Here is a 22,081-nt window from a genome sequence, read left to right as displayed (position 1 = left end):
CTCGCCCCAGATGGCACAATCTGTGCATGGAACACGACGGCCAACTCGAGCTCTATGCGGCAGTCGCGGACCAACTCAAGGAAGCGCACACAAGGGTGCGCGCACTGCAAGTCCCGGAGGGCGTACGGATGGCGCTGACCCGGAAGCTGCTGGTCATTACGGCCGCGGCCAAGCACGATCTCGCCGACGCGGCAAGGCGGCTGGAGCGGTTCAATACGGACCTCGACGAGGGACGTCTCCCCGTCGAGGAACGCTGAACCTCTCGACACCGTCGAGTTCGCTGCGGCACAAGGGTGATAAGCCCGTTTCGTGTTTGATTTGCGGTATATATCTGCCTAACGTGCGAAAAAGCTTGAACACTTTCGTTCTGGCGATGTCTCCGAAGGGGAAGACGTGAACAAGGCGCAGCTCGTAGAAGCGATTGCCGACAAGATGGGCGGCCGCCAGCAGGCCGCCGACGCTGTCGACCATGTACTGGACGCCATCGTCCGAGCGGTCGTCTCGGGTGAGCGGGTCTCGGTCACCGGCTTCGGTTCGTTCGAGAAGGTCGACCGTCCGGCCCGGTACGCCCGTAACCCCCAGACGGGCGAGAGGGTTCGGGTCAAGAAGACCTCCGTTCCGCGCTTCCGCGCCGGTCAGGGCTTCAAGGACCTGGTCAGCGGCTCGAAGAAGCTGCCGCGCGGCGGCGAGGTCTCCGTCAAGAAGGCGCCGAAGGGCAGCCTGACCGGCGGTGCCGGCGCGACGGTCAAGAAGGCCGCCGCGAAGAAGGCGACCACCAAGTCGGCCGCCGCGAAGAAGACCACCGCCAAGAAGACGACGGCGAAGAAGGCCACGACGAAGACCGCGGCCGCGAAGAAGACCACCGCGAAGAAGGCGCCCGCCAAGAAGACCACGGCGACGTCCAAGACCACCGCCGCGAAGAAGACCACCGCGAAGAAGGCCCCGGCGAAGAAGGCCACGGCCAAGAAGGCGCCCGCCAAGAAGTCGACGGCGCGCAAGACCACCGCCAAGAAGACCACCGCCCGCAAGAAGTAGGGGCACCGGGGTACTCACGCGCCGGGCCGGACTCCGCACGGAGTCCGGCCCGCGGCGTGTTCAAGCACGTCAGTCGTGGTCAGAGGGTCTGCAGGGTCACCAGAGTGATCCGGAGCGCGTCCCTCGCCCCTTCGACCTCGATGCGCACCCGCTGGCCCGGGCGCAGCAGTCTGAGGCCTCCCGCGTCGAACGCGGCCGCGTCGAAGGGCACCGGGGTGCCGTCGTCCAGGAGCACCTGCCCGCTGCGGCTTTCGGGGTCGTACGTGTACGCGGTCGCCTGCATGGCCGCAGCCTACTGCCCGGGAATCAGCAACCGCGCGGCGGTCGCGGCCGTATGAGGGCCGACCCCCAGGGCCAGCGCGCTGCGCAGGTCGTCGCCGGTGTCCACGTCCTGGCGTACGGAATCGACCTCGGTGAGGGGCAGTTCCACGGCTCCCGACGCGCGGTGCCGGGCCCGGGAGTCCGTGCCGAAGGCCGGGTGCAATTCCCGGCCCGGGGCGGCGGCCAACAGGGTCGTCCCGATTCCGGCCGCGTCCGGGAGAAATGCGCGCGGGAATTCGGCGGCGGTATCCAGTACCCGGGACAATTCCGTCGGGCGCAAAGCCGGCAGATCGGCGTTCAGTGCGGCCACCGCTCGGGCCGGGCGGGCGGACCGTACGGCCCGCGTCGCGTGTGCGAGGGCGGCGTTGAGACCGCCGCCCGGCTCGTCGGGGATGATCGCGGCGCCCAGCGCGGCCAGCTCACGGCCCGCCCGGGCATCGTCCGTGACGACTGCCACATCCCCCACCCCCGGGCAGGCCAGCGCGGCCGCCACCGTGTCCTGGGCGAAGGCCAACGCCAGGTCCGGCCGCAGCCCGTCGTCCGCGGTGTCCGCAAGCCTGCTCTTGGCCTGGGCCAGGGGCTTCAGGGGTACGACCAAGGTCCACTGCACGGGTGTTCCGTCCTCCTCTTGTCGCGGTCATTGTCACCCGGGGCCTCGGGCGGGCGGCGTGCCGGGGCGTACGGTGTTCTCGACAGACCGGCGGCCTGGGGCGACACTTGTGCGGCCCCCCGTGGCCCCGGCTTCAGGCTTTAGAGGAAGGTGTCCGCGTGCCCCGCCGCAGAATCGGCTTCTGGTACCGCTTCGCCGCGGTGATCTGCAAACCGCCGCTGGTGGTTCTGCTCAGGCGGGACTGGCGTGGAATGGAGCACATTCCGGCCGAGGGTGGATTTATCACCGCGGTGAACCATAATTCGCACATCGATCCCTTCGCTTACGCGCACTTTCAGTACAACACCGGGCGCGTCCCGCGATTCCTCGCGAAGAGCGGGCTTTTCAAGAAGGGATTCGTCGGGGCCGCGATGCGGGGCACCGGGCAGATTCCCGTCTACCGCGAGAGCACGGACGCGCTGAGCGCCTTCCGGGCCGCGATCGACGCCGTGGACCGCGGGGAATGCGTGGCCTTCTACCCGGAGGGCACCCTCACGCGCGACCCGGACGGCTGGCCCATGACCGCCAAGACCGGGGCCGCGCGCGTCGCCCTGCAGACCAAGTGCCCGGTCATCCCCGTCGCCCAGTGGGGCTGCAACGAGTTGCTGCCGCCGTACGCGAAGAAGCCGAATCTGCTGCCCCGCAAGACGCACCGCGTGCTCGCCGGGCCGCCCGTGGACCTCGCGCGGTTCTACGACCGGGAGATGACCGCGGAGCTGCTGAAGGAGGCCACGGAGGTCATCATGGCCGCCGTCACCGCCCAGCTGGAGCTGATCCGCGGCGAGAAGGCGCCCGAGACGCCGTACGACCCGCGCCGGGAGCGGATCGAGCAGCGGCGCCGCACACAGGCACAGACACAGACGCACCAGGAGGCCGGGCAGACCGTGCAGGAAGAGGGGCTGGGCAAGTGAGCAAGCCGGTCAAGGCGGCGGTCCTGAGCGCCGGTTCGTGGGGTACGGCCTTCGGCATGGTGCTCGCCGACGCGGGGTGCGAGGTCACCCTGTGGGCGCGACGCCCGGAGGTCGCGGAGGCGATCAACTCCACGCGGACCAATCCCGACTACTTCCCGGGCGTCGAGCTCCCGGAGAACGTCCGGGCCACCACCGATCCCGCCGAGGCCGCGGCGGACGCCGACTTCACGGTGCTGTCGGTGCCCTCGCAGACCCTGCGCGGCAACCTCGCCGAGTGGAGCCCGCTGCTGGCCCCCGACACGGTGCTGGTGTCGTTGATGAAGGGCGTCGAACTCGGCTCCGCGATGCGGATGAGCGAGGTCATCGACGACGTCGCCAAGGTCGGCCCGGACCGGATCGCCGTGGTCACCGGGCCCAACCTCGCGCGGGAGATCGCCGCGCGGATGCCGGCCGCGGCCGTGGTGGCCTGCACCGACGAGGCGGTCGCCCAGCGGCTCCAGGCCGCCTGCCACACGCCGTACTTCCGCCCGTACACCAATACGGACGTGGTCGGTTGCGAACTGGGCGGAGCCGTGAAGAACGTCATCGGTCTCGCCGTCGGCATCGCGGACGGCATGGGCCTCGGCGACAACGCCAAGGGCTCCCTCATCACCCGCGGGCTCGCCGAGACCACCCGGCTCGGCATGGCCCTCGGAGCCGACCCGCTGACCTTCTCCGGACTCGCGGGCCTGGGCGACCTGGTGGCGACCTGCTCCTCGCCGCTGTCGCGCAACCACACCTTCGGCACCAACCTCGGCAAGGGCATGACCCTCCAGGAGACCATCGCCGTCACCAAGCAGACCGCGGAGGGCGTCAAGTCCTGTGAGTCGGTGCTCGATCTGGCCCGTCGGCACGGCGTCGACATGCCCATCACGGAGACGGTCGTCGGCATCGTGCACGAGGGCAAGCCTCCGGTGGTGGCCCTCAAGGAGCTGATGTCGCGCAGCGCGAAGCCCGAACGACGCTGAGCGACGCGAGGCCGGCGGCGCTTACTAGCGGCCCTACCAACGGGTACTCTCAACGCGATATGAGCACCGAGAACCTCCCCCAGAGCCCCGAGCAGCCGCCTCGCAAGCCGCGTGTGGCCGTCGTGTTCGGCGGGCGCAGCTCCGAACACGGGATCTCCGTGGTCACCGCCGGCGCCGTCCTCAAAGCCATCGACCGGACGAAGTACGACGTCCTGCCGATCGGTATCACCCAGGACGGGCGTTGGGCGCTCACGGCGGACGAACCGGAGCGGATGGCGATCGTCGACCGGCGCCCGCCGAGCGTCGACGCGCTCGCGGAGTCGGCCGAGGGCGGAGTGATCCTCCCGGTCGACCCCGCCAACCGCGAAGTCGTCTACAGCGAGCCGGGATCGGTCCCCAAGGCGCTCGGCGAGGTCGACGTGGTCTTCCCGGTGCTGCACGGCCCGTACGGCGAGGACGGCACCCTCCAGGGCCTCCTGGAGCTCTCCGGCGTCCCGTACGTGGGTTCGGGTGTGCTCGCCTCGGCCGTCGGCCAGGACAAGGAGTACATGAAGCGGGTGTTCACCTCCTTCGGGCTGAAGGTCGGCCCGTACGTGGTGATCCGGCCGCGGGAGTGGGAACACGACCAGGCCGCAGCCCGCAAGAAGATCGTCGACTTCGCCGGCGAGCACGGCTGGCCGCTGTTCGTGAAGCCCTCGCGGGCCGGCTCGTCGATCGGCATCACCAAGGTCGACGACCTCTCCGGACTCGACGAGGCGATCGCCGAGGCCCAGCGGCACGACCCGAAGATCCTCGTGGAGGCCGCGCTGCGCGGCCGCGAGATCGAGTGCGGCGTCCTGGAGTTCGAGGACGGCCCCCGGGCCTCCCTGCCCGCGGAGATCCCCCCGCCCGAGGCGCAGGCGTACTACGACTTCGAGGCCAAGTACATCGACTCCACTCCGGGCCTCGTCCCCGCACCCCTCACGCCCGAGGAGACGGCCGAGGTCCAGCGCCTGGCGGTGGAGGCGTTCGAGGCGGCGTCCTGCGAGGGCCTGGTCCGCGCGGACTTCTTCCTCACCGAGGACGGCGAGTTCGTGATCAACGAGATCAACACGATGCCCGGCTTCACGCCCATCTCGATGTATCCGCAGATGTGGCAGGCGAGCGGGGTGAGCTACCCGGAGCTGATCGACCGGCTGGTGCAGGCGGCACTGCGCAGGTCGACGGGACTGCGCTGAAGCGCCCATCGAGGGGCGCGGGGAACTGCGCGATCAGCCACGAACGGCCCGCGGGCTCAGGACACAAGCACCGGCGCGGCGCTCAGGAGGCGATCCCCTCGGGGATCGCCTTCTTCACGGCCGCGGCCAGATCGATCAGCACACCCGAGCTGTCCACGCCCTCGGGCGCCCGGACCTCGACGTACGCCTCCCGGTTGGCGGTGGTGAACAGATACCCCCCGCCGTCCTGCTTCTCCATCAGCCAGTCGACCCCGTTCACGCCCCCGGCGACGGCATCCGGATCCCGGCCGTCCGCCACCTTCGGGTCGATCATCTTCGGCGGTTGCGGCACACCGCAGCGCAGTATGATCGCCGGGCTGCCCCAGCCCGCCGTCAGCGCCGACGCGGGTTCGGGATCCGCGCGGCGCTCACCGTCCACCTTCGCGGGCAGTACCTTGTCCAGGTTCCGGCACAGTCCCACGACCTTCCCGTCCGGACTGGGAACCGCCGCCGACGCGCTGTCGTCTGCTGAGGAGCAGCCCGCAGCAGTGATCAACAGCGCGACAGCGGGCAGGCGGAACACGCGGAAGACACAACGGTGCCGGTGACGGAAAGAGTTCACCGGCACAGGGTAGACGGGGGCTACAGATGGACGACCGGGCAGGTCAGGGTGCGGGTGATGCCGTCCACCTGCTGAACCTTGGCGACCACCATGCGGCCGAGATCGTCGACGGTGTCGGCCTGGGCCCGCACGATCACGTCGTACGGTCCCGTCACGTCCTCGGCCTGGATCACCCCAGAGATCTTGCCGATCGTCTCGGCGACGGTCGACGCCTTGCCGACCTCCGTCTGGATCAGGATGTACGCCTGTACCACGGAACCTCCAGGGCGGCCACGAGGATCATGTGGGGAAAAGGAACGCCACGGTATCGCGTCGCCGCTCGCCGCGGGGAGACCCGCGGGGACCGGGTTGTGCGCGCCGGGGTTCAGGTCCGGCAGAACTTGACGGTCACTTCGACCGTAGCGAGGACCGAGATGCCTCGCGACCGGGCACGGACAGGGACAGAAGGGGAGCAAGGGCAATGAAGGGCACTGTTGGTGAGCTCGGTGAGTTCGGGCTCATCAGGGAGCTCACCTCCCGTCTGACCACCACCCCGGCGGTCCGGGTCGGCCCCGGCGACGACGCCGCCGTGGTGGCCGCGCCCGACCGCAGGGTCGTGGCGAGCACGGACATCCTGGTGGAGGGCCGGCACTTCCGGCGCGACTGGTCGACGGCCTACGACGTGGGCCGCAAGGCCGCCGCGCAGAATCTCGCCGACATCGCCGCCATGGGCGCCGTACCGACCGCGCTGCTGCTCGGCCTGGTCGTCCCGGCCGAGCTGCCGGTGACGTGGCCGAGCGAGCTGATGGACGGCCTGCGTGACGAATGCCAGGTGGCGGGCGCCGCCGTGGTCGGCGGTGACGTCGTACGCGGCGACTCGATCATGGTGTCGATCACGGCGCTCGGCGATCTGCGCAACCAGGAGCCGGTGACGCGGGCGGGCGCCCGCCCCGGCGACCGCGTCGCGGTGACCGGCTGGCTGGGCTGGTCGGCCGCCGGGTACGCGGTGCTGTCGCGGGGATTCCGTTCACCGCGGGCGTTCGTGGAGGCCCACCGGCGCCCGGAGCCGCCGTATCACGCGGGTCCGGCCGCCGCCGGGCTCGGGGCGACCGCGATGTGCGACGTGAGCGACGGGCTGATCGCGGACCTCGGGCACATCGCCGAGGCGAGCAAGGTGCGGATCGACATCCGCTCCGGGGCGATCGACATCCCGTCCCAGATGAACGACATCGGGCAGGCCGTCGGCGTCGACCCCATGCAGTGGGTGCTGACCGGGGGAGAGGACCACGCGATCGTGGCGACCTTCCCGCCGGACGTGAAGCTGCCCGCCCGCTGGAAGGTCATCGGGGAGGTCCTCAACCCCTCGGCGCTGCCCCAGGTGACGGTCGACGGGGCACCCTGGACCAGCAAGGGCGGCTGGGACCACTTCGCGGACATAGAGTCGTGATCCCGGGCGTCCTGACGGTCGCGGGCTCCGACTCCGGCGGCGGCGCGGGCATCCAGGCCGACCTCAAGACGATGCTCGCGCTCGGCGTGCACGGCATGAGCGTCGTGACGGCGGTGACCGCGCAGAACTCGCTCGGTGTGCAGGGGGCTTGGGAACTGCCCGTGGAGTCCGTGCGGGCCCAGTACCGCAGTGTCGTCGACGACATCGGCGTGCAGGCGGTCAAGACGGGCATGCTGGCCTCGGCGGAACTCGTGGAGGCGGTCGCCGAGTTGATCGCCGGGACGGACGCCCCGGCGGTCGTCGATCCGGTGGGCGTCTCCAAGCACGGCGACGCCCTGCTCGCCGCCTCCGCGCTGGACTCCGTGCGCACGAAGCTGCTGCCGGTGGCGACGGTCGCCACCCCGAACCTCGACGAGGTGGCCCAGATCGCGGGCGTCCGGGTCGAGGCGGAGCGCGACATGCGCACGGCCGCCGCGGCGGTGCTGGCGTACGGGCCGCGCTGGGTGCTGATCAAGGGCGGCCACCTGCCTGGGGACGCCGTCGACCTGCTCACCGACGGCTCCGAGGAGCACTGGCTGCGGGCGCCGAGGCATGACAACCGCCACACCCACGGCACCGGCTGCACCCTCGCCTCCGCGGTCGCCTCCCAGCTCGCCAAGGGGCAGTCCGTGCCGGAGGCGGTGGCGGCGGCGAAGGACTACGTCACGGGGGCCGTCGCGGCCGGGTTCGCGCTCGGCGGGGGGATCGGGCCGGTGGATCACGGCTGGCGCTTTCGGACGGGCACCGAACGCTGACGGAGCTGATGCTCAGGCACGGCAAAGAGCCGGCCCACCAGAGGTGGACCGGCTCTGCAGCGAACCAGCAGTGGTTGCGCGCTAGCTGAGCGTCAGCGCGAGACCTTGCCGGCCTTGATGCACGAGGTGCAAGCGTTCACGCGCTTCGGCGTCCCGCCCACCACGGTACGCACACGCTGGATGTTCGGGTTCCAGCGACGGGGCGTACGGCGGTGCGAGTGCGAGATGTTGTTGCCGAAGCCCGGCCCCTTGCCGCAGACGTCGCAGTTGGCAGCCACGGGTCACTCCAAAGACTTCAGATGCACTTACGGTTGATCCCGGCAGGCCGGGATCAGGACTCTCGGGCTGTGACCAGCCGGTCGAAATCTGAGTGGCGTTGCCAGGGGGAAGGCCCGATCAGATCGGGCAACCGGAGCAGCATACAACGGCTGCACCCGTAGAGCGAAACTACCATGGCAGCTCAGGGGCCCGGCGCCTCCCGCTTCCGGTGAACACCGCCCCGGGGTCTACGCTGCCTGCCACGTCCGACAGCTCAGGGAGGCGTAGTGGCGCAGGTGCCGCAGACATTCTTCGATGCTCTCGCGGTGCGCACCTGGTGCGGTCTCGCGCTGCAGACACTGGGGCGGGCGCGTGAGGAGATCGACGCGATCAACGTCTATCCGGTGGCGGACGGCGACACCGGCACCAATCTGTATCTGACCGTGGAGTCGGCGGTCGCGGCGGTCGAGGCGGTGTTCGCGGGGCACGCGGCGGGGTCCGCAGCCGCGGTGGGTGCCGCGGGTGCCGGGAGTGCGGGTGCCGGGAGTGCGGACGCCAGGGGCTCGGACGCGGGTGGCAGGGACGCCGGGGGCTCGGACGCGGGTGGCAGGGACGCCAGGGGCTCGGACGCAGGTGGCAGGGACGCCGGGGGCGCGGGAGAGCCGACGCTCGCCGACGCCGCCCGGGCGATGGCGCACGGGGCCCTCATCGGCGCCCGCGGGAACTCCGGGACCATCCTCGCCCAGCTGCTGCGCGGCATGGCCCAGGTGCTGGCCGACGACGACACCGCCCGGGCCGACGGGCGGGGCCTGCGGCTCGCCCTGCGGCACGCGGCCGACTCCGCCCGACGGGCCGTCGCCCATCCCGTCGAGGGCACCGTCCTCACGGTCGCCTCGGCCGCCGCCGACGCGGCCGACGGCGCGGAGGGCGACTGCGGGACCGTGGCCCGGGCGGCCTACGACGGCGCCCGCACGGCTCTCGCCGCGACCCCGGGCCAGCTGCCCGTCCTGGAACGCGCCGGGGTGGTCGACGCCGGCGGGCGGGGACTGGTCGCGGTGCTCGGGGCGCTGGTGGAGACGTTCACGGGGGAGAGGGCGCGGGCGGTGGCGGGAAGCGCGTGCACCGGGCCCGCCGGGGTCCCCCACGCGCGCGTGCACCCCGCCGAAGGCCAGGTCCTCGCCGACGGCCGGGCCCTCGCCGAAGGCCAGGTTTTCGCCGACGGCCACGCCCCGGCCGACGGCGCCCCGGGTGAGTGCATCGACAGCGCCGCCGCCGTGCCCGGCCAGGAAGGGCCCGCCTTCGAGGTGATCTACCTGCTGGAGGCCGAGGACGCGGCGGTGGAGCGGCTGCGGGAGCGGCTCGACGCCCTCGGGGACTCCCTGGTCGTGGTCGGCGGCGACGGGCTGTGGAACGTCCACGTCCATGTCGACGACGCGGGTGCGGCCGTCGAGGCCGGTATCGAGGCCGGGCGGCCCCACCGCGTCCGCATCACGCACTTCGGTGCCGGTGACGTGCACACCACCGGCGCCGAGCGGCAGCCTCGGGAGCGCGCCGAGAGGGCCGTCGTGGCCGTCGTGCCCGGCGAGGGCCTGGCCGGGCTGTACACCGAGGCGGGGGCGACGACCGTGCTCGCCCGCCCCGGGGAGCCGCCCGCGAGCGGCGAGCTCGTCCAGGCCGTACGGCGGGCCCACGCGCGCGAGGTCGTGCTGCTGCCCAACGACGCCGACCTGCGCCACACCGCCGCCGCGGCCGCCGAGCAGGTCCGCGCGGAGGGCATCCGGGTGGCCCTGATCCCGACCCGCTCGGCGGTCCAGGGCATCGCGGCGCTGGCCGTCCACGAACCGGACCGCCGCTTCGACGAGGACGTCGTGTCCATGACATCGGCCGCCGGGGCCACCCGCTACGCCGAGGTCACCGTCGCCGAACGGCAGTCCTGGACGATGGCCGGCATCTGCCAGGCCGGCGACGTCCTGGGCCTGATCGACGGGGACGTGGCCGTGATCGGCACGGATGTCGCGGTGACCGCCGAGACCGTTCTGGACCGCATGCTCTCGGCCGGGGGCGAGATGGTCACCCTGGTCCTCGGCGACGACGTCCCCGACACCGTCGCCGCGCGTCTGGAGAGCCGGGTCCGCGAGGCATACCTCGCCGTCGACACGGTGCTGTACCGGGGCGGACGGCAGGGGGCCCTGCTCCTCATCGGCGTGGAGTGAATCGGCGTGGAGTGAACGGCGGCGGTCAGTCCTGCGACGCGACGCGGAGCATGTGCTCCGCCTCCGCCCGCCGGGCCCGCACCGTCGAGCGGCCCTCGCCCTCGCCCTCGGTCTCCGCATCCGCGTCTGCGCCGTCGTAGCCGTCGTAGCCGTCGTAGGCCGACAGCACCGTGCGCGCCCGTGCTCTCGCGGCGGCCGGGCGGTCCAGCTCGATCTCCAGCCAGCCCGCGGTGAGTTCGGCGCCGGTGCGGCTGTGCAGGGCACCCTCCCCGAGTGAGGCGAACATCTCGGCGGCCCGCTGCAGCCGGGACAGGGCCTCTTCGAACACGGCCCGGACCGCGGGGCCTTCGGCGCCCTCGGGGACGGATCGGGTCAGCAGGTCGGCGAACTGCCGGTGGGTGTCCCCGAGTTCGGCGACGAGCTGCTGCCGGGTCTCCTCGTCGGAGACCGCCTCCTCCCGTGCCCTTTCGCACGCGCGGATCGCCTCCGCCATCATCGCTCGTGCCTCGGCCGGCCCGCCCTCGGTCTCCAACGCCAGCCAGGCGCGGGCACGCAGGGCGCGGATCAGGCCGGGGGAGTTGCCCAGCGCGCGCCACAGGTCGCCCGCGCGGGCGTAGGCCCGGTCCGCCTCGACGGGCAGTCCGGCCTGCCCGAGGGACTCCCCGGCCAGGTGGGCGAGGGTCGCGTGGTCGTGCTGCTCGGGCCAGTGCCGGGCGATCTCGGCGGCCTGCAGACGGCGTTCGGCGGCCGCGCGGTGCTCGCCGAGCTCGCTCAGGCAGTCGCCGAGCCACCACTGCGTCTGCACGACCGCCCCGTCGCCGTGCGTCTCGGCGGTCACGTCGGGCAGCGCCGACTCCAGCACCTCCGCGGCCTCGGCCCACCGCCCCTGCCGCAGCAGGAACCCGCCGAGCTGCTGTCGCGCCCAGGCACCCAGCGTCGCCGACTCACCCGCCTCGTCGGCCCAGTGGGCGGCCTTCAGGGCGTGCCGGGCGGCTTCCACGGCATCACCGCGGCCACCGAGGACCTCGGCGAGCTGGAGGTGCAGCTGGGCCCGGCCCGGCGCTTCCAGGTGCGCTCCGCCGTGCTCCAGTGCCCCCCGCAGCGCCCGCTCGGTCTCCGCCGCGTCGCCGAGGTGGTGGGCCAGGGTCGCCAGGCGGGCCTCGTACTCCACCGCGTACCACGGCAGTCCCGCCGCGACGAACGCCGCCGCGCCCCGCGCGAACAGCTCCGCGGCCCTCCGCAGGTCCCCGGCCAGCCCCGCCAGCTCCCCGAGCATCGCCTGCGCCTCGGCGACCCGCGCGGCCAGCCGTACGTCCTCGCCGGTCCGGCCGTCGACGAGCGCGAGGACCTCACGGACGGCGGCCTCGGCCTCGGCGAGAGCGGACCCGTCGTCCTCGCCCTCGTGCGCCCGGCGGGTCAGGATCCGGGCCCGGCTCATCACGACGGACGCCGTCTGCCGCATCCCCGTGCCCTCCGCGGCGTACAGCGCGAGGACCTCGTCGTACAGGCCCGCCACCGCCGCGACGGCGCCGTCCACGTCACCCGCGAGCGCACGGACGTAGGCCCCACGCGCGCGTGCGGCGAGAGCCTCGCCCGGGTCGCCCGCCTCGGCGTAGAGGTCCGCGGCCCGCTCGAACAGGCCGGTGCCCTCGGGGCCGAGGGACATCGCTTCGTGGTCGGCCATCTCGGCACGGTCGCGCGGGTCCAGCTCGGCGTCTTCGGCGGCCGCGGCGGCCGCCGCCCACGCCTCCACGGCGTTCGGCCGCAGGCCGTCCGACAGCCGCCGTGCCTCGGCCAGCAGGGCGGGCAGATCAGACCGGCCAGTGGCGCGGACCGGAGCGGCGGGGGGAACGGGCGGGGGAGCCGGGCGAACCGAGCGCACGCCCAGCGGCAGCCGTTCCGCGAGCGGTTGCCGCGCCATACGCGCGCGTGCCCGCTCGCTCACGTACGCCGTGCCGTTGCGCTCGTCGAAGCGCGCCGCCAGGGCGAGGGCCTCCCCGCGCGCGTGCGCGGCGAGTTCGCGGGCGGTCCACTCCCGCCCGGCCGGACCCGGCACCTGCCGCTCGCCCAGCCCGAGCCCGGTCAGCCGGTCCATGAGCAGGGCCACCACGCTCAGGAAGTCCAGCCTGCTCTGCGGATGCCCGTCGTCGGTGAAGTACGCCGGCCGCTCCGCGAGCAGCTCCAGGCCCCGGGCCTCGTTGCCGGTCAGCGCGCAGAACTCCACGTGCTCGGCGTACGCACCGCGCATGCTCTCCATCGCCCGGACGAGCCGGAAGCCCCGCAGGTGGTTGGCCCGGGCCTCGTCCGGGCGGCCCAGCCGCAGCAGCGGCACGAGGGAGGACGCGAAGGCCGTGTGGGGCTCGTGTGCGCAGGTGAACTCGCCCTCCAGCACCGGCCGCCACAACCGAAGCGCCTCGGCGTCCCGCCCTTGCTCCGCCTGCCACCAGCCCTGCCCGTGCAACTCGCAGGCGTGGCAGTCCGCCATGGCGTCCCGGTCGGCGGCCAGCCACGCGGCGTACGCCCGCTCGGCCCGCGCAACGTCCCCTATGTGCGCGGCCACACTGTGCTCGGCGCTGCGCACGGCCCGCTCGGAGTGCCCGGCGAGCCGGTAGCGGTGCTCCATCTCGCCGAGCCACTGCTCGATCGACGCGAGCGGGATGTGCGGCTGGTCCAGCATGCCGGCCGAGACCCACTTGAAGACCCAGTGCAGCGAGTGGGTCTCGTACTCGTCGAAGTCCTCGGGCCGTTCGTCCCACATCCGCAGCAGCCGTGCGAAGGGGACGAACATCTTCCCCTTCTCGGAGCTGTAGTTGTAGACCTTCAGCTGGTGGCCGAGTGCCTCGATCACGGCGAGCGGAATGCCCAGCTTCTCGGCCGCCGTCAGCAGCTCCTCCGCGCGGGCGTTGCGGGCCGGCCCCTCCGGCTGTCCGGAGTTCTCCGCCATCGCCTCGCGCAGGGCGTCGAAGTCCGTGATCTCCGTCATGCCTGACCGTCCTCGCTGTGCGTGGCCCACTCCAGGAGGCCGATGAACGCGCGGTTGAGCAGCGCCGAGTCGGCCGGCCTCAGCGGCCGCTGCGCCATCAGCAGCGCCTGCCCGTACAGCGACTCGGTGGCGGTGCCGATCAGCTCCGGGTCGGGCAGCGCGCTGATCCGCCGCACCAGCGGGTTGAGATGGTTGAGCACCAGCCGCGCGCGCGGTGCGCTGCCGCGCAGGGAGCCGAGGATGCCCGCCCACAGGTCGTCGGCCCGCTCCTCGGCGTCCGCCCGGGCCTGCTCGTGCCGGGCGTCCCGGTCGTCGAGGTGCAGCGCGGGCACGGACAGCGGGTGGAAGGCCCGCAGGACGACGTCACAGCCGAGCGGGTCGAGCCGGGCCCGGGCCGCCGCCAGGAAACCGGACAGGGCCAGCTCCTCGGCCGGGTCGACCGCGTCCAGATGCGCGGTGACCGTCTCCGCGTCCAGCTCGGCGACCACGGTCCCCGGCCGCACCGACGGCAGCGCCTGAACCAGCTCGCTGTCGTACGTGTAACCGCCGTTGATCACGCCGATGCCCTGCGCGGACGCGATCGGCGCGACCTGCCGGTACTCCTCGACGGTCCGCGTGAAGTGCACCACCGGGTGCCGCTGCGCGAACTCCTCCAGGGACAGCCGCCCGTCGGTCGTCTCGAACGGCAGCCACGGAAGCATCGTGCGCAGCATCTCCCGGTCGTGCCGGGCCAGCGACTTCACGCCCAGGTGGTGCACCGCCAGGAACGCGGCCAGCCGGTCCGGATCACCGGCCGCCAGCCCCGTCAGCCAGGCACGGATCCGCTCGCCCAGCGCCTCCCGCACGCCGGCCAGCGTCTCGTCCTCGTACAGCGCCTCGCGTGACGCCGTGGGCCGCAGACTGTCCGTGTCGAGGACGCAGCGCACGAAGAACGCCCAGTCGGGCAGCAGCTGTTCGGCCCGCTCGGTCAGCAGCATGCCCTTCAGGTGCACCCGGTGGCCAGCGCGCTGGGCCGGGCTCACCGCCGACGGCAGCACGTACGCCACTCCTCGGATGCCGGCCAGCGGCACGGACAGGTCGATCGTGTCCAGCGGGGTGAAGCCGAACAGGTCGTGGCAGTGCCGGGCGAGGGCGACGCGGCGGGCGGCCGGGCCCGGATACGGGCGGTCCCAGGGCGCCGGAAGGTCGGTGACCGCCTCGTCGCCGACCCGGACGTCGTACGGCAGCAGCGACCCGAAGTCCCGGGCCAGCGCCTCGACCCGCCCGGGCGCGAGCCACTCCGCGGCACCGGCCCGGGCCACCAGGTGAACGGTCGTGCCCGGTTCGGGCCGCTCGGCGTCCGGCAGCGTCCGCACGGTGTACGAACCGTCGTCGGACGCCGTCCACTCCACCGGCGGCGCCCCGGGCGTACGGGCGCTGCGGCTGACGACCCGGATCCGCTCGGCGACGACGAAACAGGCCAGCAGCCCGATGCCGAATTGCCCGAGGAAGTCGGACCGCGCCTCTTCGAGCCCCTCGGCCCGCTTGGAGCTGCGCCCGATGGTGGCCAGCAGGCTGTGCACGTCCGCCTCGGTGAGCCCCACGCCGGTGTCCTCGACGCGCAGGGCACCGCCCTCGGCGTGCAGCCGGACCCGGGCAGGGGCGTCCGGCTCGTCCACCAGTCGGGCCGTGACGGCGTCCACGGCGTTCTGCAGCAGTTCGCGCAGATACACCCTGGGGCTGGAGTAGAGGTGGTGGGAGAGCAGGTCCACCAGACCGCGCAGGTCGACCTGGAACGTATGAGGTGACGGGGGCGAATGGGGTGCCTGGGAGGGCTGTGAGGTCTGGGAGTCCATCATCACGGCGCCGGTGGGGGACTCGCGACGGCGCGGGGTCGGGCGGTCCCGGTGGGGCGGTGACCGCGAAGGGGCCGGGAGCGCGTCATCCTAAGGCCCCGGCGAGCAGCCTGACCAGGGGTTTCCGGTATCTTTACGGCGATCCGGCCGCGGGCCTGGAAGCCATTGTCAGTGGCGTGGTGTGCAATGGATCTCGTGCCCGCACTGGAAGAACCCCTGCGACAACCGCTGAAGTCGGTGCTCGGCCCCGCCACCGCGAAGGTGATGGCCGAGCACCTCGGCCTGCTCACCGTCGGCGACCTCCTGCACCACTACCCGCGCAGATACGAGGAGCGAGGCCAGCTCACCCACCTCGCCGACCTCCCGATGGACGAGCACGTCACGGTGGTCGCGCAGGTCGCCGACGCCCGCCTGCACACGTTCGCCTCCGCCAAGGCCCCGCGCGGCAAGGGCCAGCGCCTGGAGGTCACGATCACGGACGGCAGCGGCCGGCTCCAACTGGTCTTCTTCGGCGCGGGCGTCCACAAGCCCCACAAGGAACTCCTGCCGGGCACCCGCGCGATGTTCGCGGGCAAGGTCTCGGTCTTCAACCGCCGACTCCAACTCGCCCACCCGGCCTACGAGTTGCTGCGCGGTACCGACGACGATCCGGCGGAGTCCGTCGAGGCATGGGCGGGCGCCCTGATCCCGATCTACCCCGCCACCGCCAAGCTCGAGTCCTGGAAGATCGGCAAAGCGATCCAGACGGTCCTGCCCACCGCCCAGGAGGCCGTCGACCCGCTCCCGGACTCCCTGCGCCAGGGCCGCGGCCTGGTCCCGCTCCCCGAAGCCCTCCTCAAGATCCACCGCCCGCACACCAAGGCCGACATCGAGGACGCCCGTTCCCGCCTCAAGTGGGACGAGGCCTTCGTGCTCCAGGTCGCCCTGGCCCGCCGCCGGCACGCCGACGCCCAACTCCCCGCCGTCCCCCGCAAACCCGCCCCCGACGGCCTCCTCACCGCCTTCGACGCCCGACTCCCCTTCACCCTCACCGACGGCCAGCAGCGCGTCTCCCGGGAGATCTTCGACGACCTGGCCACCGACCACCCGATGCACCGGCTGCTGCAAGGGGAGGTGGGTTCCGGCAAGGCCCAGCCCCTCGACGCCCAGGTGCTCACACCCATGGGCTTCCGTCGCATGGGAGATCTGAGTGTGGGCGACGAGGTGGTCGTACCGGATGGAGGCATCGGGCTGATCGATGGCGTCTTCCCACAGGGTGAGCGTGATGTGTGGCGCTTGGTCCTTTCCGACGGGAGTTCCGTCGAGTGCGACGACGAGCATCTCTGGATCGTCGGCACGAGCTGTGGTTGGCACCGCGGCCAGACTCCCAAGGTCATGACGACCCGGGAGATCCGTCTCGACACGTTCAAGGCCAACGGGTCCTCGAAGTGGTACATCCCGCCTGCGCAGCCGGTCGATCTCGGCGGTGACGCCGGGCTACCCCTCGACCCTTACCTGATCGGGCTGCTGCTGGGGGATGGTTCATTCCGGCACAACTTCCGTCTTTCCACCATCGACGACGAAATCCGTGAGGCGGTGGCGGCGGCAGTGGCACCTGAGTGCTCGCTCGTACCGGTGAAGGGGTCCCACTGTGACTACACGATCCAGCTCAAGCAACGTGCCGGAGGCGTGCGGAATCCCGTCATCCAGGTCCTGCGCGAGCTGGGCCTCTGGGGGAGGACGTCCCACGACAAGTTCGTCCCCCCGGCTTTCAAGAACGCTTCCATCAAGGACCGTCTCGCCGTCCTGCAAGGGCTTCTGGACACGGACGGCACCGTCCAGGCCGACGGCATGAGCATCTCCCTCTCCTCGGCTTCACGCCGGCTCGCGGAGGACGTCGCATGGCTCGTGCGCTCTCTGGGCGGCCGGGCGCGCGTGTTTCCGAAGAAAACCGCGTACAACGTGCAGGTGTCGCTGCCGGATGCGTACGCCCCGTTCCGGCTCACCCGCAAGGCAGAACGCGTGCGTCCGAGGCCGAAGTACAACACGTTCCGGCGCGGCATCCGGGCGGTCGAGTACGTGGGGCGGAAGCCTGTCCAGTGCATCAGCGTCGCCCACCCCAGCCATGCCTACGTCACCGACAACTTCACCGTCACCCACAACACCATGGTGGCGCTGCGCGCCATGCTCGCCGTGGTCGACGCCGGCGGGCAGGCCGCCATGCTCGCGCCCACCGAAGTGCTCGCGCAGCAGCACCACCGCTCCATCGTCGAGATGATGGGCGAACTGGCCGAGGGCGGCATGCTGGGCGGGGCCGAGCGGGCCACCAAGGTCGTGCTGCTCACGGGTTCCATGGGAGCGGCCGCCCGGCGGCACGCCCTGCTCGACCTCACCACCGGCGAGGCCGGCATCGTCATCGGCACGCACGCGCTGATCGAGGACAAGGTGCAGTTCCACGACCTGGGCCTGGTCGTGGTCGACGAACAGCACCGCTTCGGCGTCGAGCAGCGCGACGCCCTGCGCGGCAAGGGCAAACAACCCCCGCATCTGCTGGTCATGACCGCCACGCCCATCCCGCGCACCGTCGCCATGACCGTCTTCGGCGACCTGGAGACCTCCGTCCTCGACCAGTTGCCGGCCGGCCGCTCGCCGATCGCCAGCCATGTGGTCCCCGCCGCCGACAAGCCCCACTTCCTGTCCCGCGCGTGGGAAAGGGTCCGCGAGGAGGTGGAGAACGGCCACCAGGCCTACGTGGTCTGCCCCCGCATCGGCGACGAGGAGGACGACCCGAAGAAGTCCGCCAAGAAGAAGTCCCCGGAGGACGAGGCGGAGAAGCGCCCGCCCCTCGCCGTCCTCGACGTGGCCGACCAGCTCGTCAAGGGCCCCCTCCAGGGACTCGAGGTCGAGGTGCTCCACGGCAGGATGCACCCCGACGACAAGGACGCCGTCATGCGCCGCTTCGCCGCCGGCGAGACCCATGTCCTGGTCGCCACGACGGTCATCGAGGTCGGCGTCAACGTCCCCAACGCCACCGCCATGGTGATCATGGACGCCGACCGTTTCGGCGTCTCCCAGCTCCACCAGCTGCGCGGCCGCGTGGGCCGTGGCTCGGCCCCCGGCCTCTGCCTCCTGGTCACCGAGATGCCCGAGGCGAGCCCGGCCCGCCAGCGTCTGGGCGCCGTGGCCTCCACGCTCGACGGCTTCGAGCTCTCCCGCATCGACCTGGAACAACGCCGCGAGGGCGATGTCCTGGGCCAGGCCCAGTCGGGCGCCAGGACCTCCCTGAAGGTCCTCGCCGTCATCGAGGACGAGGAGATCATCGCGGAGGCGAGGGAGGAGGCGACGGCGGTCGTGGCCGGCGACCCGGAGCTGACCGGCTTCCCTGCTCTTCGGGCCGCGTTGGACGCCCTCTTGGACGAGGAAAGGGAGCAGTACCTGGAGAAGGGGTGAGCTTGCCGCCCTGAGGGGCGCGGGGAACTGCGCGACCGGCCACAATGAACCTGAAGCCGCCCACGACCAAGGACCACAGATGACCCGCGTGATCGCCGGCACAGCCGGCGGACGTCGACTGGCCGTACCCCCCGGCACCGGCACCCGCCCCACCTCCGACCGCGCACGCGAGGGCCTCTTCTCCACCTGGCAGTCCCTCCTCGGCGGCCCCCTGGACGGCGAACGCGTCCTGGACCTCTACGCAGGCTCGGGCGCCGTGGGCCTCGAGGCCCTCTCCCGAGGCGCGAGCCACACCCTCCTCGTCGAGGCCGACGCCAAAGCCGTCCGCACGGTCCGCGACAACGTGAAGAACCTCGGACTTCCCGGCGCCGAGGTCAGATCGGGCAAAGCGGAGCAGATCATCCGCACGGCACCCCCCGGCGACCCGTACGACCTCGTCTTCCTCGACCCGCCCTACGCCGTCACGGACGACGATCTTCGGGAGATCCTCCTCACACTCCGCACCGAAGGCTGGCTCGCTGGAGAAGCCCTCGTCACCGTGGAGCGCAGCACCAGAGGCGGTGAATTCCGGTGGCCCGAGGGTTTCGAACCCCTCCGGGCCCGTCGCTACGGCGAGGGAACGTTTTGGTACGGTCGCGCCGCCTCTACGTGCGAAGACGCACGATGACCGGACCGGAGAGCGAGGGATCACAAGTGCGCCGCGCCGTATGTCCCGGGTCGTTCGACCCGATCACCAACGGACACCTCGACATCATCTCCCGCGCCTCCAGGCTGTACGACGAGGTCTATGTCGCGGTGATGATCAACCAGGCCAAGAAGGGCCTGTTCGAGATCGAAGAGCGGATCGACCTGATCCGCCGGGTCACCGCCGAGTACGGCAACGTCCGCGTGGAGGCCTTCCACGGCCTGCTCGTCGACTTCTGCAAGCAGCGCGACATCCCCGCCATCGTCAAGGGTCTGCGCGCGGTCAGCGACTTCGACTACGAGCTGCAGATGGCCCAGATGAACAACGGCCTCTCCGGCGTGGAGACCCTCTTCATCCCCACCAACCCCACCTACAGCTTCCTGTCTTCCTCTCTGGTCAAGGAGGTCGCGACCTGGGGCGGCGACGTGTCCCACCTGGTCCCGGCCGAGGTCCTCCAGGAGCTCACCGAGCGCCTGAGGAAGGACTGAACCGGCCCCCGGCGTCCCCACGGGGTCTGACGGCCCGTCACCCGGTGTTCCGGGGCGACCTCGTGGCCGTACAGTCGTCCCGTCCGTCTCCAACGCATCTGTAGAGAGTGGCGAGCACACGGTGGACGTGCAGAAGAAGCTCGACGAGATCGTCTCCGCGGTCTCCGGCGCCCGGTCCATGCCCATGTCGGCCTCGTGCGTGGTCAACCGCGCCGACCTGCTCGCGATGCTGGAAGAGGTGCGCGCGGCCCTGCCCGACTCCCTCGCCCAGGCCCAGGAGCTGATCGGCGGCCGCGAGCAGATGGTCGAGCAGGCCCGCCACGAGGCTCAGCAGATCATCGAGAGCGCGCACGCCGAGCGCGGATCGCTGATCTCAGGCACCGAGGTCGCCCGCCGCTCCCAGGCCGAGGCCGACCGGATCCTCGCCGAGGCCCGCCAGGAGGCCGAGGAGATCCGCGCCGAGGCCGACGAGTACGTCGACTCCAAGCTCGCCAACTTCGAGGTCGTCCTCACCAAGACCCTGGGCTCCGTCGGCCGCGGCCGCGAGAAGCTCCTGGGCACCGGCCCCGGCACCGACGAGCAGGGCTACGAGGACGAGGACGCCCCCGAGCGTAGCCACGACCCGGAGACCCAGCGCCGCAGCGCCGACGAATACGTCGACGTCAAGCTCGGCGCCTTCGAGGCGGTCCTCGCCAAGACCCTGGAGGCCGTCGGCCGCGGTCGGCAGAAGCTGCACGGCCGGATCGCCACCGACGACCTCGGCTCCCTCGCCGACGACGCGAGCACCGTCCAGCACTCCAGCGACGCCGACTACCTGGCCGATCTGGCCGCCCTCACCGACCAGAAGCCCCCGGCCGGGCGACCCGCCCAGCAGCAGGACTACGGGCAGCCGCAGCCGGCGTATGCCCAGGCCCCCGGCTACGCCCCCGCGGGAGGCGACCCCGCCCAGCAGTCCGATCCGTACGGCGGCTACCCGCAGCAGGCCTACGCCGCCCAGCAGGACCCCTACGGCTATCAGCACGCCGATCCCTACGCCTTCCAGGGCTACGACCCTCAGCAGGCCGCCTACGACCCGAACCAGGTCCAGCAGCAGCCGCAGCAGGGCCACCACGCCCAGCAGCAGCCGCAGCAAGGCCATGCCCAGCAGCAGCCGCAGCAGGGTCACCACGCCCAGCAGGGTTACGCCCTCGACGAGACCAGCCTCTTCGACACCGGCATGATCAGCGCCGAGCAGTTGCGGGCCTACGAGCAGGGTCGCGGCCAGGGCTGAGCCCCGGATTGGGACGAGAGCGAAAGGTCCAGTATCCTGGCTCTTCGGTCGCGCGTACGTCCGCGATCAACGCTGCCCGGGAACAACGAAGGGCAGCGCCCCCGAGCTCAGCAGACCGAAAGTTGGAATGGCCCTGAACGCCCGCCTCGACCACCGCAACCCCCTCGTGTTCGACACGCACGAGCTGGGCCGGCGGCCCGGTGCGCTACAGCGCCTGACCCGCTCGGTCGACGCTCCCAAGGACCTCGGTCTCAAGGGAGTCATCGGAGTGCCGGAAGGCGCCCCGGTGGAGCTCGAACTCCGCCTGGAGTCGGTCATGGAAGGGGTGCTCGTCACGGGCACCGCCCGTGCCACGGCCGAAGGGGAGTGCGTAAGGTGTCTGGAGCCGCTCGAGCAGGAGCTCGAAGCGGAGTTCCAGGAGATGTTCTCGTACCCTGACGCCGACGACCGGGGCCGCGTGATCGCGGAACCGGGCGACGACGCCGAGGACGACGAGGACAGGCTCTTCCTCGAGGACGGCTTGTTCGACCTCGAGCCCGTGCTGCGTGATGCGGTGGTGCTCGCACTGCCGATGCAGCCGGTGTGCCGGGAAGACTGCCCCGGGCTGTGTGCCGAGTGCGGCGCGCGGCTGGCGGACGATCCGGACCACCACCACGACGCCGTCGACATCCGTTGGGCGGCATTGCAGGGACTCGCCGGCACCATGAAGGACGGCGAGAAGGACGAGATGAGCGGCGCCGAAGCGGAAGCGGGCGTCGACGAGAAGCAGGAGAAGTAGCCGTGGCTGTTCCGAAGCGGAAGATGTCGCGCAGCAACACGCGCCACCGCCGGTCGCAGTGGAAGGCTGCGGTCCCCACCCTGGTTGCGTGCGAGCGCTGCCACGAGCCCAAGCAGCAGCACATCGCGTGCCCGTCGTGCGGCACCTACAACAAGCGCCAGGTCCTCGAGGTCTGAGCGGC

21 protein-coding genes are annotated in these 22,081 nt (G+C 71.7%); 14 read left to right on the top strand and 7 right to left on the bottom strand.

Annotated features, from left to right (window positions below; all coding sequences use genetic code 11):
- Positions 1-26 precede the first annotated feature (26 nt).
- Both FDO69_RS21295 and FDO69_RS21290 read left to right on the top strand, forming a co-directional pair.
- Positions 27-257 carry an SCO5555 family protein gene (locus tag FDO69_RS21295; protein ID WP_053668772.1) on the top strand — a complete coding sequence of 77 codons (231 nt, stop codon included), beginning with the start codon at positions 27-29 and terminating at the stop codon, positions 255-257.
- Between the two features lie 136 nt (positions 258-393).
- Positions 394-1,035 carry an HU family DNA-binding protein gene (locus FDO69_RS21290; RefSeq protein ID WP_030851950.1) on the top strand — a complete coding sequence of 214 codons (642 nt, stop codon included), beginning with the start codon at positions 394-396 and terminating at the stop codon, positions 1,033-1,035.
- Between the two features lie 79 nt (positions 1,036-1,114).
- On the opposite strand, the gene FDO69_RS21285 is transcribed toward FDO69_RS21290, so the two are convergent.
- Entirely contained in the window at positions 1,115-1,318 is a 204-nt protein-coding gene (locus FDO69_RS21285; protein ID WP_104781455.1) for a hypothetical protein, read from the bottom strand.
- 9 nt (positions 1,319-1,327) lie between these two features.
- Complete coding sequence (gene cofC / locus FDO69_RS21280) at positions 1,328-1,966, bottom strand: 2-phospho-L-lactate guanylyltransferase (protein ID WP_104781454.1); 639 nt, start codon at positions 1,964-1,966, stop codon at positions 1,328-1,330.
- Positions 1,967-2,124: 158 nt separating this feature from the next.
- On the opposite strand from cofC, the gene FDO69_RS21275 reads away from it, so the two are divergent.
- From FDO69_RS21275 to FDO69_RS21265, 3 genes are read left to right on the top strand one after another with little or no spacing between them, the layout of a single operon-like run.
- Positions 2,125-2,916, top strand: a complete 792-nt coding sequence (locus tag FDO69_RS21275; protein ID WP_104781453.1) for a lysophospholipid acyltransferase family protein — start codon at positions 2,125-2,127, stop codon at positions 2,914-2,916.
- On the top strand, positions 2,913-3,923 hold the full coding sequence (locus FDO69_RS21270; protein ID WP_104781452.1) for an NAD(P)H-dependent glycerol-3-phosphate dehydrogenase: 1,011 nt from the start codon (positions 2,913-2,915) through the stop codon (positions 3,921-3,923). Before FDO69_RS21275 ends, FDO69_RS21270 begins: the two co-directional genes overlap by 4 nt.
- A gap of 59 nt (positions 3,924-3,982) precedes the next feature.
- Positions 3,983-5,140, top strand: a complete 1,158-nt coding sequence (locus FDO69_RS21265; RefSeq protein ID WP_104781451.1) for a D-alanine--D-alanine ligase family protein — start codon at positions 3,983-3,985, stop codon at positions 5,138-5,140.
- An 82-nt stretch (positions 5,141-5,222) separates the two neighbouring features.
- Here the strand turns inward: FDO69_RS21265 and FDO69_RS21260 are convergent, their stop codons facing one another.
- Together FDO69_RS21260 and FDO69_RS21255 are read right to left on the bottom strand one after the other, a co-directional pair.
- Positions 5,223-5,741, bottom strand: coding sequence for a DUF3515 domain-containing protein (locus tag FDO69_RS21260; RefSeq protein WP_234388022.1), 519 nt, complete (start codon positions 5,739-5,741; stop codon positions 5,223-5,225).
- A gap of 20 nt (positions 5,742-5,761) precedes the next feature.
- The gene (locus tag FDO69_RS21255; RefSeq protein ID WP_104781450.1) at positions 5,762-5,995 is read right to left on the bottom strand and encodes an Lrp/AsnC ligand binding domain-containing protein; all 234 of its coding nucleotides are present in this window, start codon (positions 5,993-5,995) and stop codon (positions 5,762-5,764) included.
- 206 nt (positions 5,996-6,201) lie between these two features.
- Between FDO69_RS21255 and FDO69_RS21250 the strand changes: the two genes are divergently transcribed.
- The gene (locus FDO69_RS21250) at positions 6,202-7,167 is read left to right on the top strand and encodes a thiamine-phosphate kinase (RefSeq protein WP_104781449.1); all 966 of its coding nucleotides are present in this window, start codon (positions 6,202-6,204) and stop codon (positions 7,165-7,167) included.
- The gene (gene thiD, locus FDO69_RS21245) at positions 7,164-7,961 is read left to right on the top strand and encodes a bifunctional hydroxymethylpyrimidine kinase/phosphomethylpyrimidine kinase (protein WP_104781448.1); all 798 of its coding nucleotides are present in this window, start codon (positions 7,164-7,166) and stop codon (positions 7,959-7,961) included. Before FDO69_RS21250 ends, thiD begins: the two co-directional genes overlap by 4 nt.
- Positions 7,962-8,053: 92 nt before the next feature.
- Here thiD and rpmB read toward each other — a convergent pair whose 3' ends face one another.
- On the bottom strand, positions 8,054-8,239 hold the full coding sequence (gene rpmB / locus FDO69_RS21240; protein WP_004924906.1) for a 50S ribosomal protein L28: 186 nt from the start codon (positions 8,237-8,239) through the stop codon (positions 8,054-8,056).
- Between the two features lie 267 nt (positions 8,240-8,506).
- On the opposite strand from rpmB, the gene FDO69_RS21235 reads away from it, so the two are divergent.
- The gene (locus tag FDO69_RS21235; protein WP_104781447.1) at positions 8,507-10,432 is read left to right on the top strand and encodes a DAK2 domain-containing protein; all 1,926 of its coding nucleotides are present in this window, start codon (positions 8,507-8,509) and stop codon (positions 10,430-10,432) included.
- Positions 10,433-10,457: 25 nt separating this feature from the next.
- Here FDO69_RS21235 and FDO69_RS21230 read toward each other — a convergent pair whose 3' ends face one another.
- Entirely contained in the window at positions 10,458-13,415 is a 2,958-nt protein-coding gene (locus tag FDO69_RS21230) for a hypothetical protein (RefSeq protein ID WP_104781446.1), read from the bottom strand.
- A complete protein-coding gene (locus FDO69_RS21225) occupies positions 13,412-15,250 on the bottom strand; it encodes an HSP90 family protein (protein ID WP_104781583.1) in 1,839 nt (612 codons plus the stop codon). The genes FDO69_RS21230 and FDO69_RS21225 overlap by 4 nt, the downstream gene beginning before the upstream one ends.
- Positions 15,251-15,436: 186 nt before the next feature.
- Between FDO69_RS21225 and FDO69_RS21220 the strand changes: the two genes are divergently transcribed.
- The 6 genes from FDO69_RS21220 to rpmF all read left to right on the top strand — a co-directional run bounded on the left by FDO69_RS21220 (position 15,437) and on the right by rpmF (position 22,076).
- Complete coding sequence (locus FDO69_RS21220) at positions 15,437-18,679, top strand: helicase-related protein (RefSeq protein ID WP_104781445.1); 3,243 nt, start codon at positions 15,437-15,439, stop codon at positions 18,677-18,679.
- A gap of 79 nt (positions 18,680-18,758) precedes the next feature.
- Complete coding sequence (gene rsmD / locus FDO69_RS21215; protein WP_104781444.1) at positions 18,759-19,346, top strand: 16S rRNA (guanine(966)-N(2))-methyltransferase RsmD; 588 nt, start codon at positions 18,759-18,761, stop codon at positions 19,344-19,346.
- Between the two features lie 26 nt (positions 19,347-19,372).
- The gene (gene coaD / locus FDO69_RS21210) at positions 19,373-19,852 is read left to right on the top strand and encodes a pantetheine-phosphate adenylyltransferase (RefSeq protein WP_104781443.1); all 480 of its coding nucleotides are present in this window, start codon (positions 19,373-19,375) and stop codon (positions 19,850-19,852) included.
- Between the two features lie 121 nt (positions 19,853-19,973).
- Complete coding sequence (locus FDO69_RS21205) at positions 19,974-21,122, top strand: ATP synthase F0 subunit B (protein WP_104781442.1); 1,149 nt, start codon at positions 19,974-19,976, stop codon at positions 21,120-21,122.
- A gap of 127 nt (positions 21,123-21,249) precedes the next feature.
- Positions 21,250-21,900: a YceD family protein gene (locus tag FDO69_RS21200; protein ID WP_104781441.1), complete on the top strand. Its 651-nt coding sequence runs from the start codon at positions 21,250-21,252 to the stop codon at positions 21,898-21,900.
- Between the two features lie 2 nt (positions 21,901-21,902).
- Complete coding sequence (gene rpmF / locus FDO69_RS21195) at positions 21,903-22,076, top strand: 50S ribosomal protein L32 (protein ID WP_003951102.1); 174 nt, start codon at positions 21,903-21,905, stop codon at positions 22,074-22,076.
- Positions 22,077-22,081: the final 5 nt, after the last annotated feature.

The organism is Streptomyces tibetensis (assembly GCF_007655005.1).
Classification (GTDB): domain Bacteria; phylum Actinomycetota; class Actinomycetes; order Streptomycetales; family Streptomycetaceae; genus Streptomyces; species Streptomyces tibetensis.
This window is presented reverse-complemented; position numbering and strand designations above follow the sequence as displayed.

What these genes read in the sequence shown, in the direction of transcription:
- FDO69_RS21295 (WP_053668772.1), top strand. Translation starts at nt 27, where the DNA reads ATGGAACACGACGGCCAACTCGAGCTCTATGCGGCAGTCGCGGACCAA.
- FDO69_RS21285 (WP_104781455.1), bottom strand. Translation starts at nt 1,318, where the DNA reads ATGCAGGCGACCGCGTACACGTACGACCCCGAAAGCCGCAGCGGGCAG.
- FDO69_RS21265 (WP_104781451.1), top strand. Translation starts at nt 3,983, where the DNA reads ATGAGCACCGAGAACCTCCCCCAGAGCCCCGAGCAGCCGCCTCGCAAG.
- FDO69_RS21250 (WP_104781449.1), top strand. Translation starts at nt 6,202, where the DNA reads ATGAAGGGCACTGTTGGTGAGCTCGGTGAGTTCGGGCTCATCAGGGAG.
- FDO69_RS21230 (WP_104781446.1), bottom strand. Translation starts at nt 13,415, where the DNA reads ATGACGGAGATCACGGACTTCGACGCCCTGCGCGAGGCGATGGCGGAG.
- FDO69_RS21225 (WP_104781583.1), bottom strand. Translation starts at nt 15,250, where the DNA reads ATGGACTCCCAGACCTCACAGCCCTCCCAGGCACCCCATTCGCCCCCG.
- FDO69_RS21220 (WP_104781445.1), top strand. Translation starts at nt 15,437, where the DNA reads ATGGATCTCGTGCCCGCACTGGAAGAACCCCTGCGACAACCGCTGAAG.
- rsmD (WP_104781444.1), top strand. Translation starts at nt 18,759, where the DNA reads ATGACCCGCGTGATCGCCGGCACAGCCGGCGGACGTCGACTGGCCGTA.
- FDO69_RS21200 (WP_104781441.1), top strand. Translation starts at nt 21,250, where the DNA reads ATGGCCCTGAACGCCCGCCTCGACCACCGCAACCCCCTCGTGTTCGAC.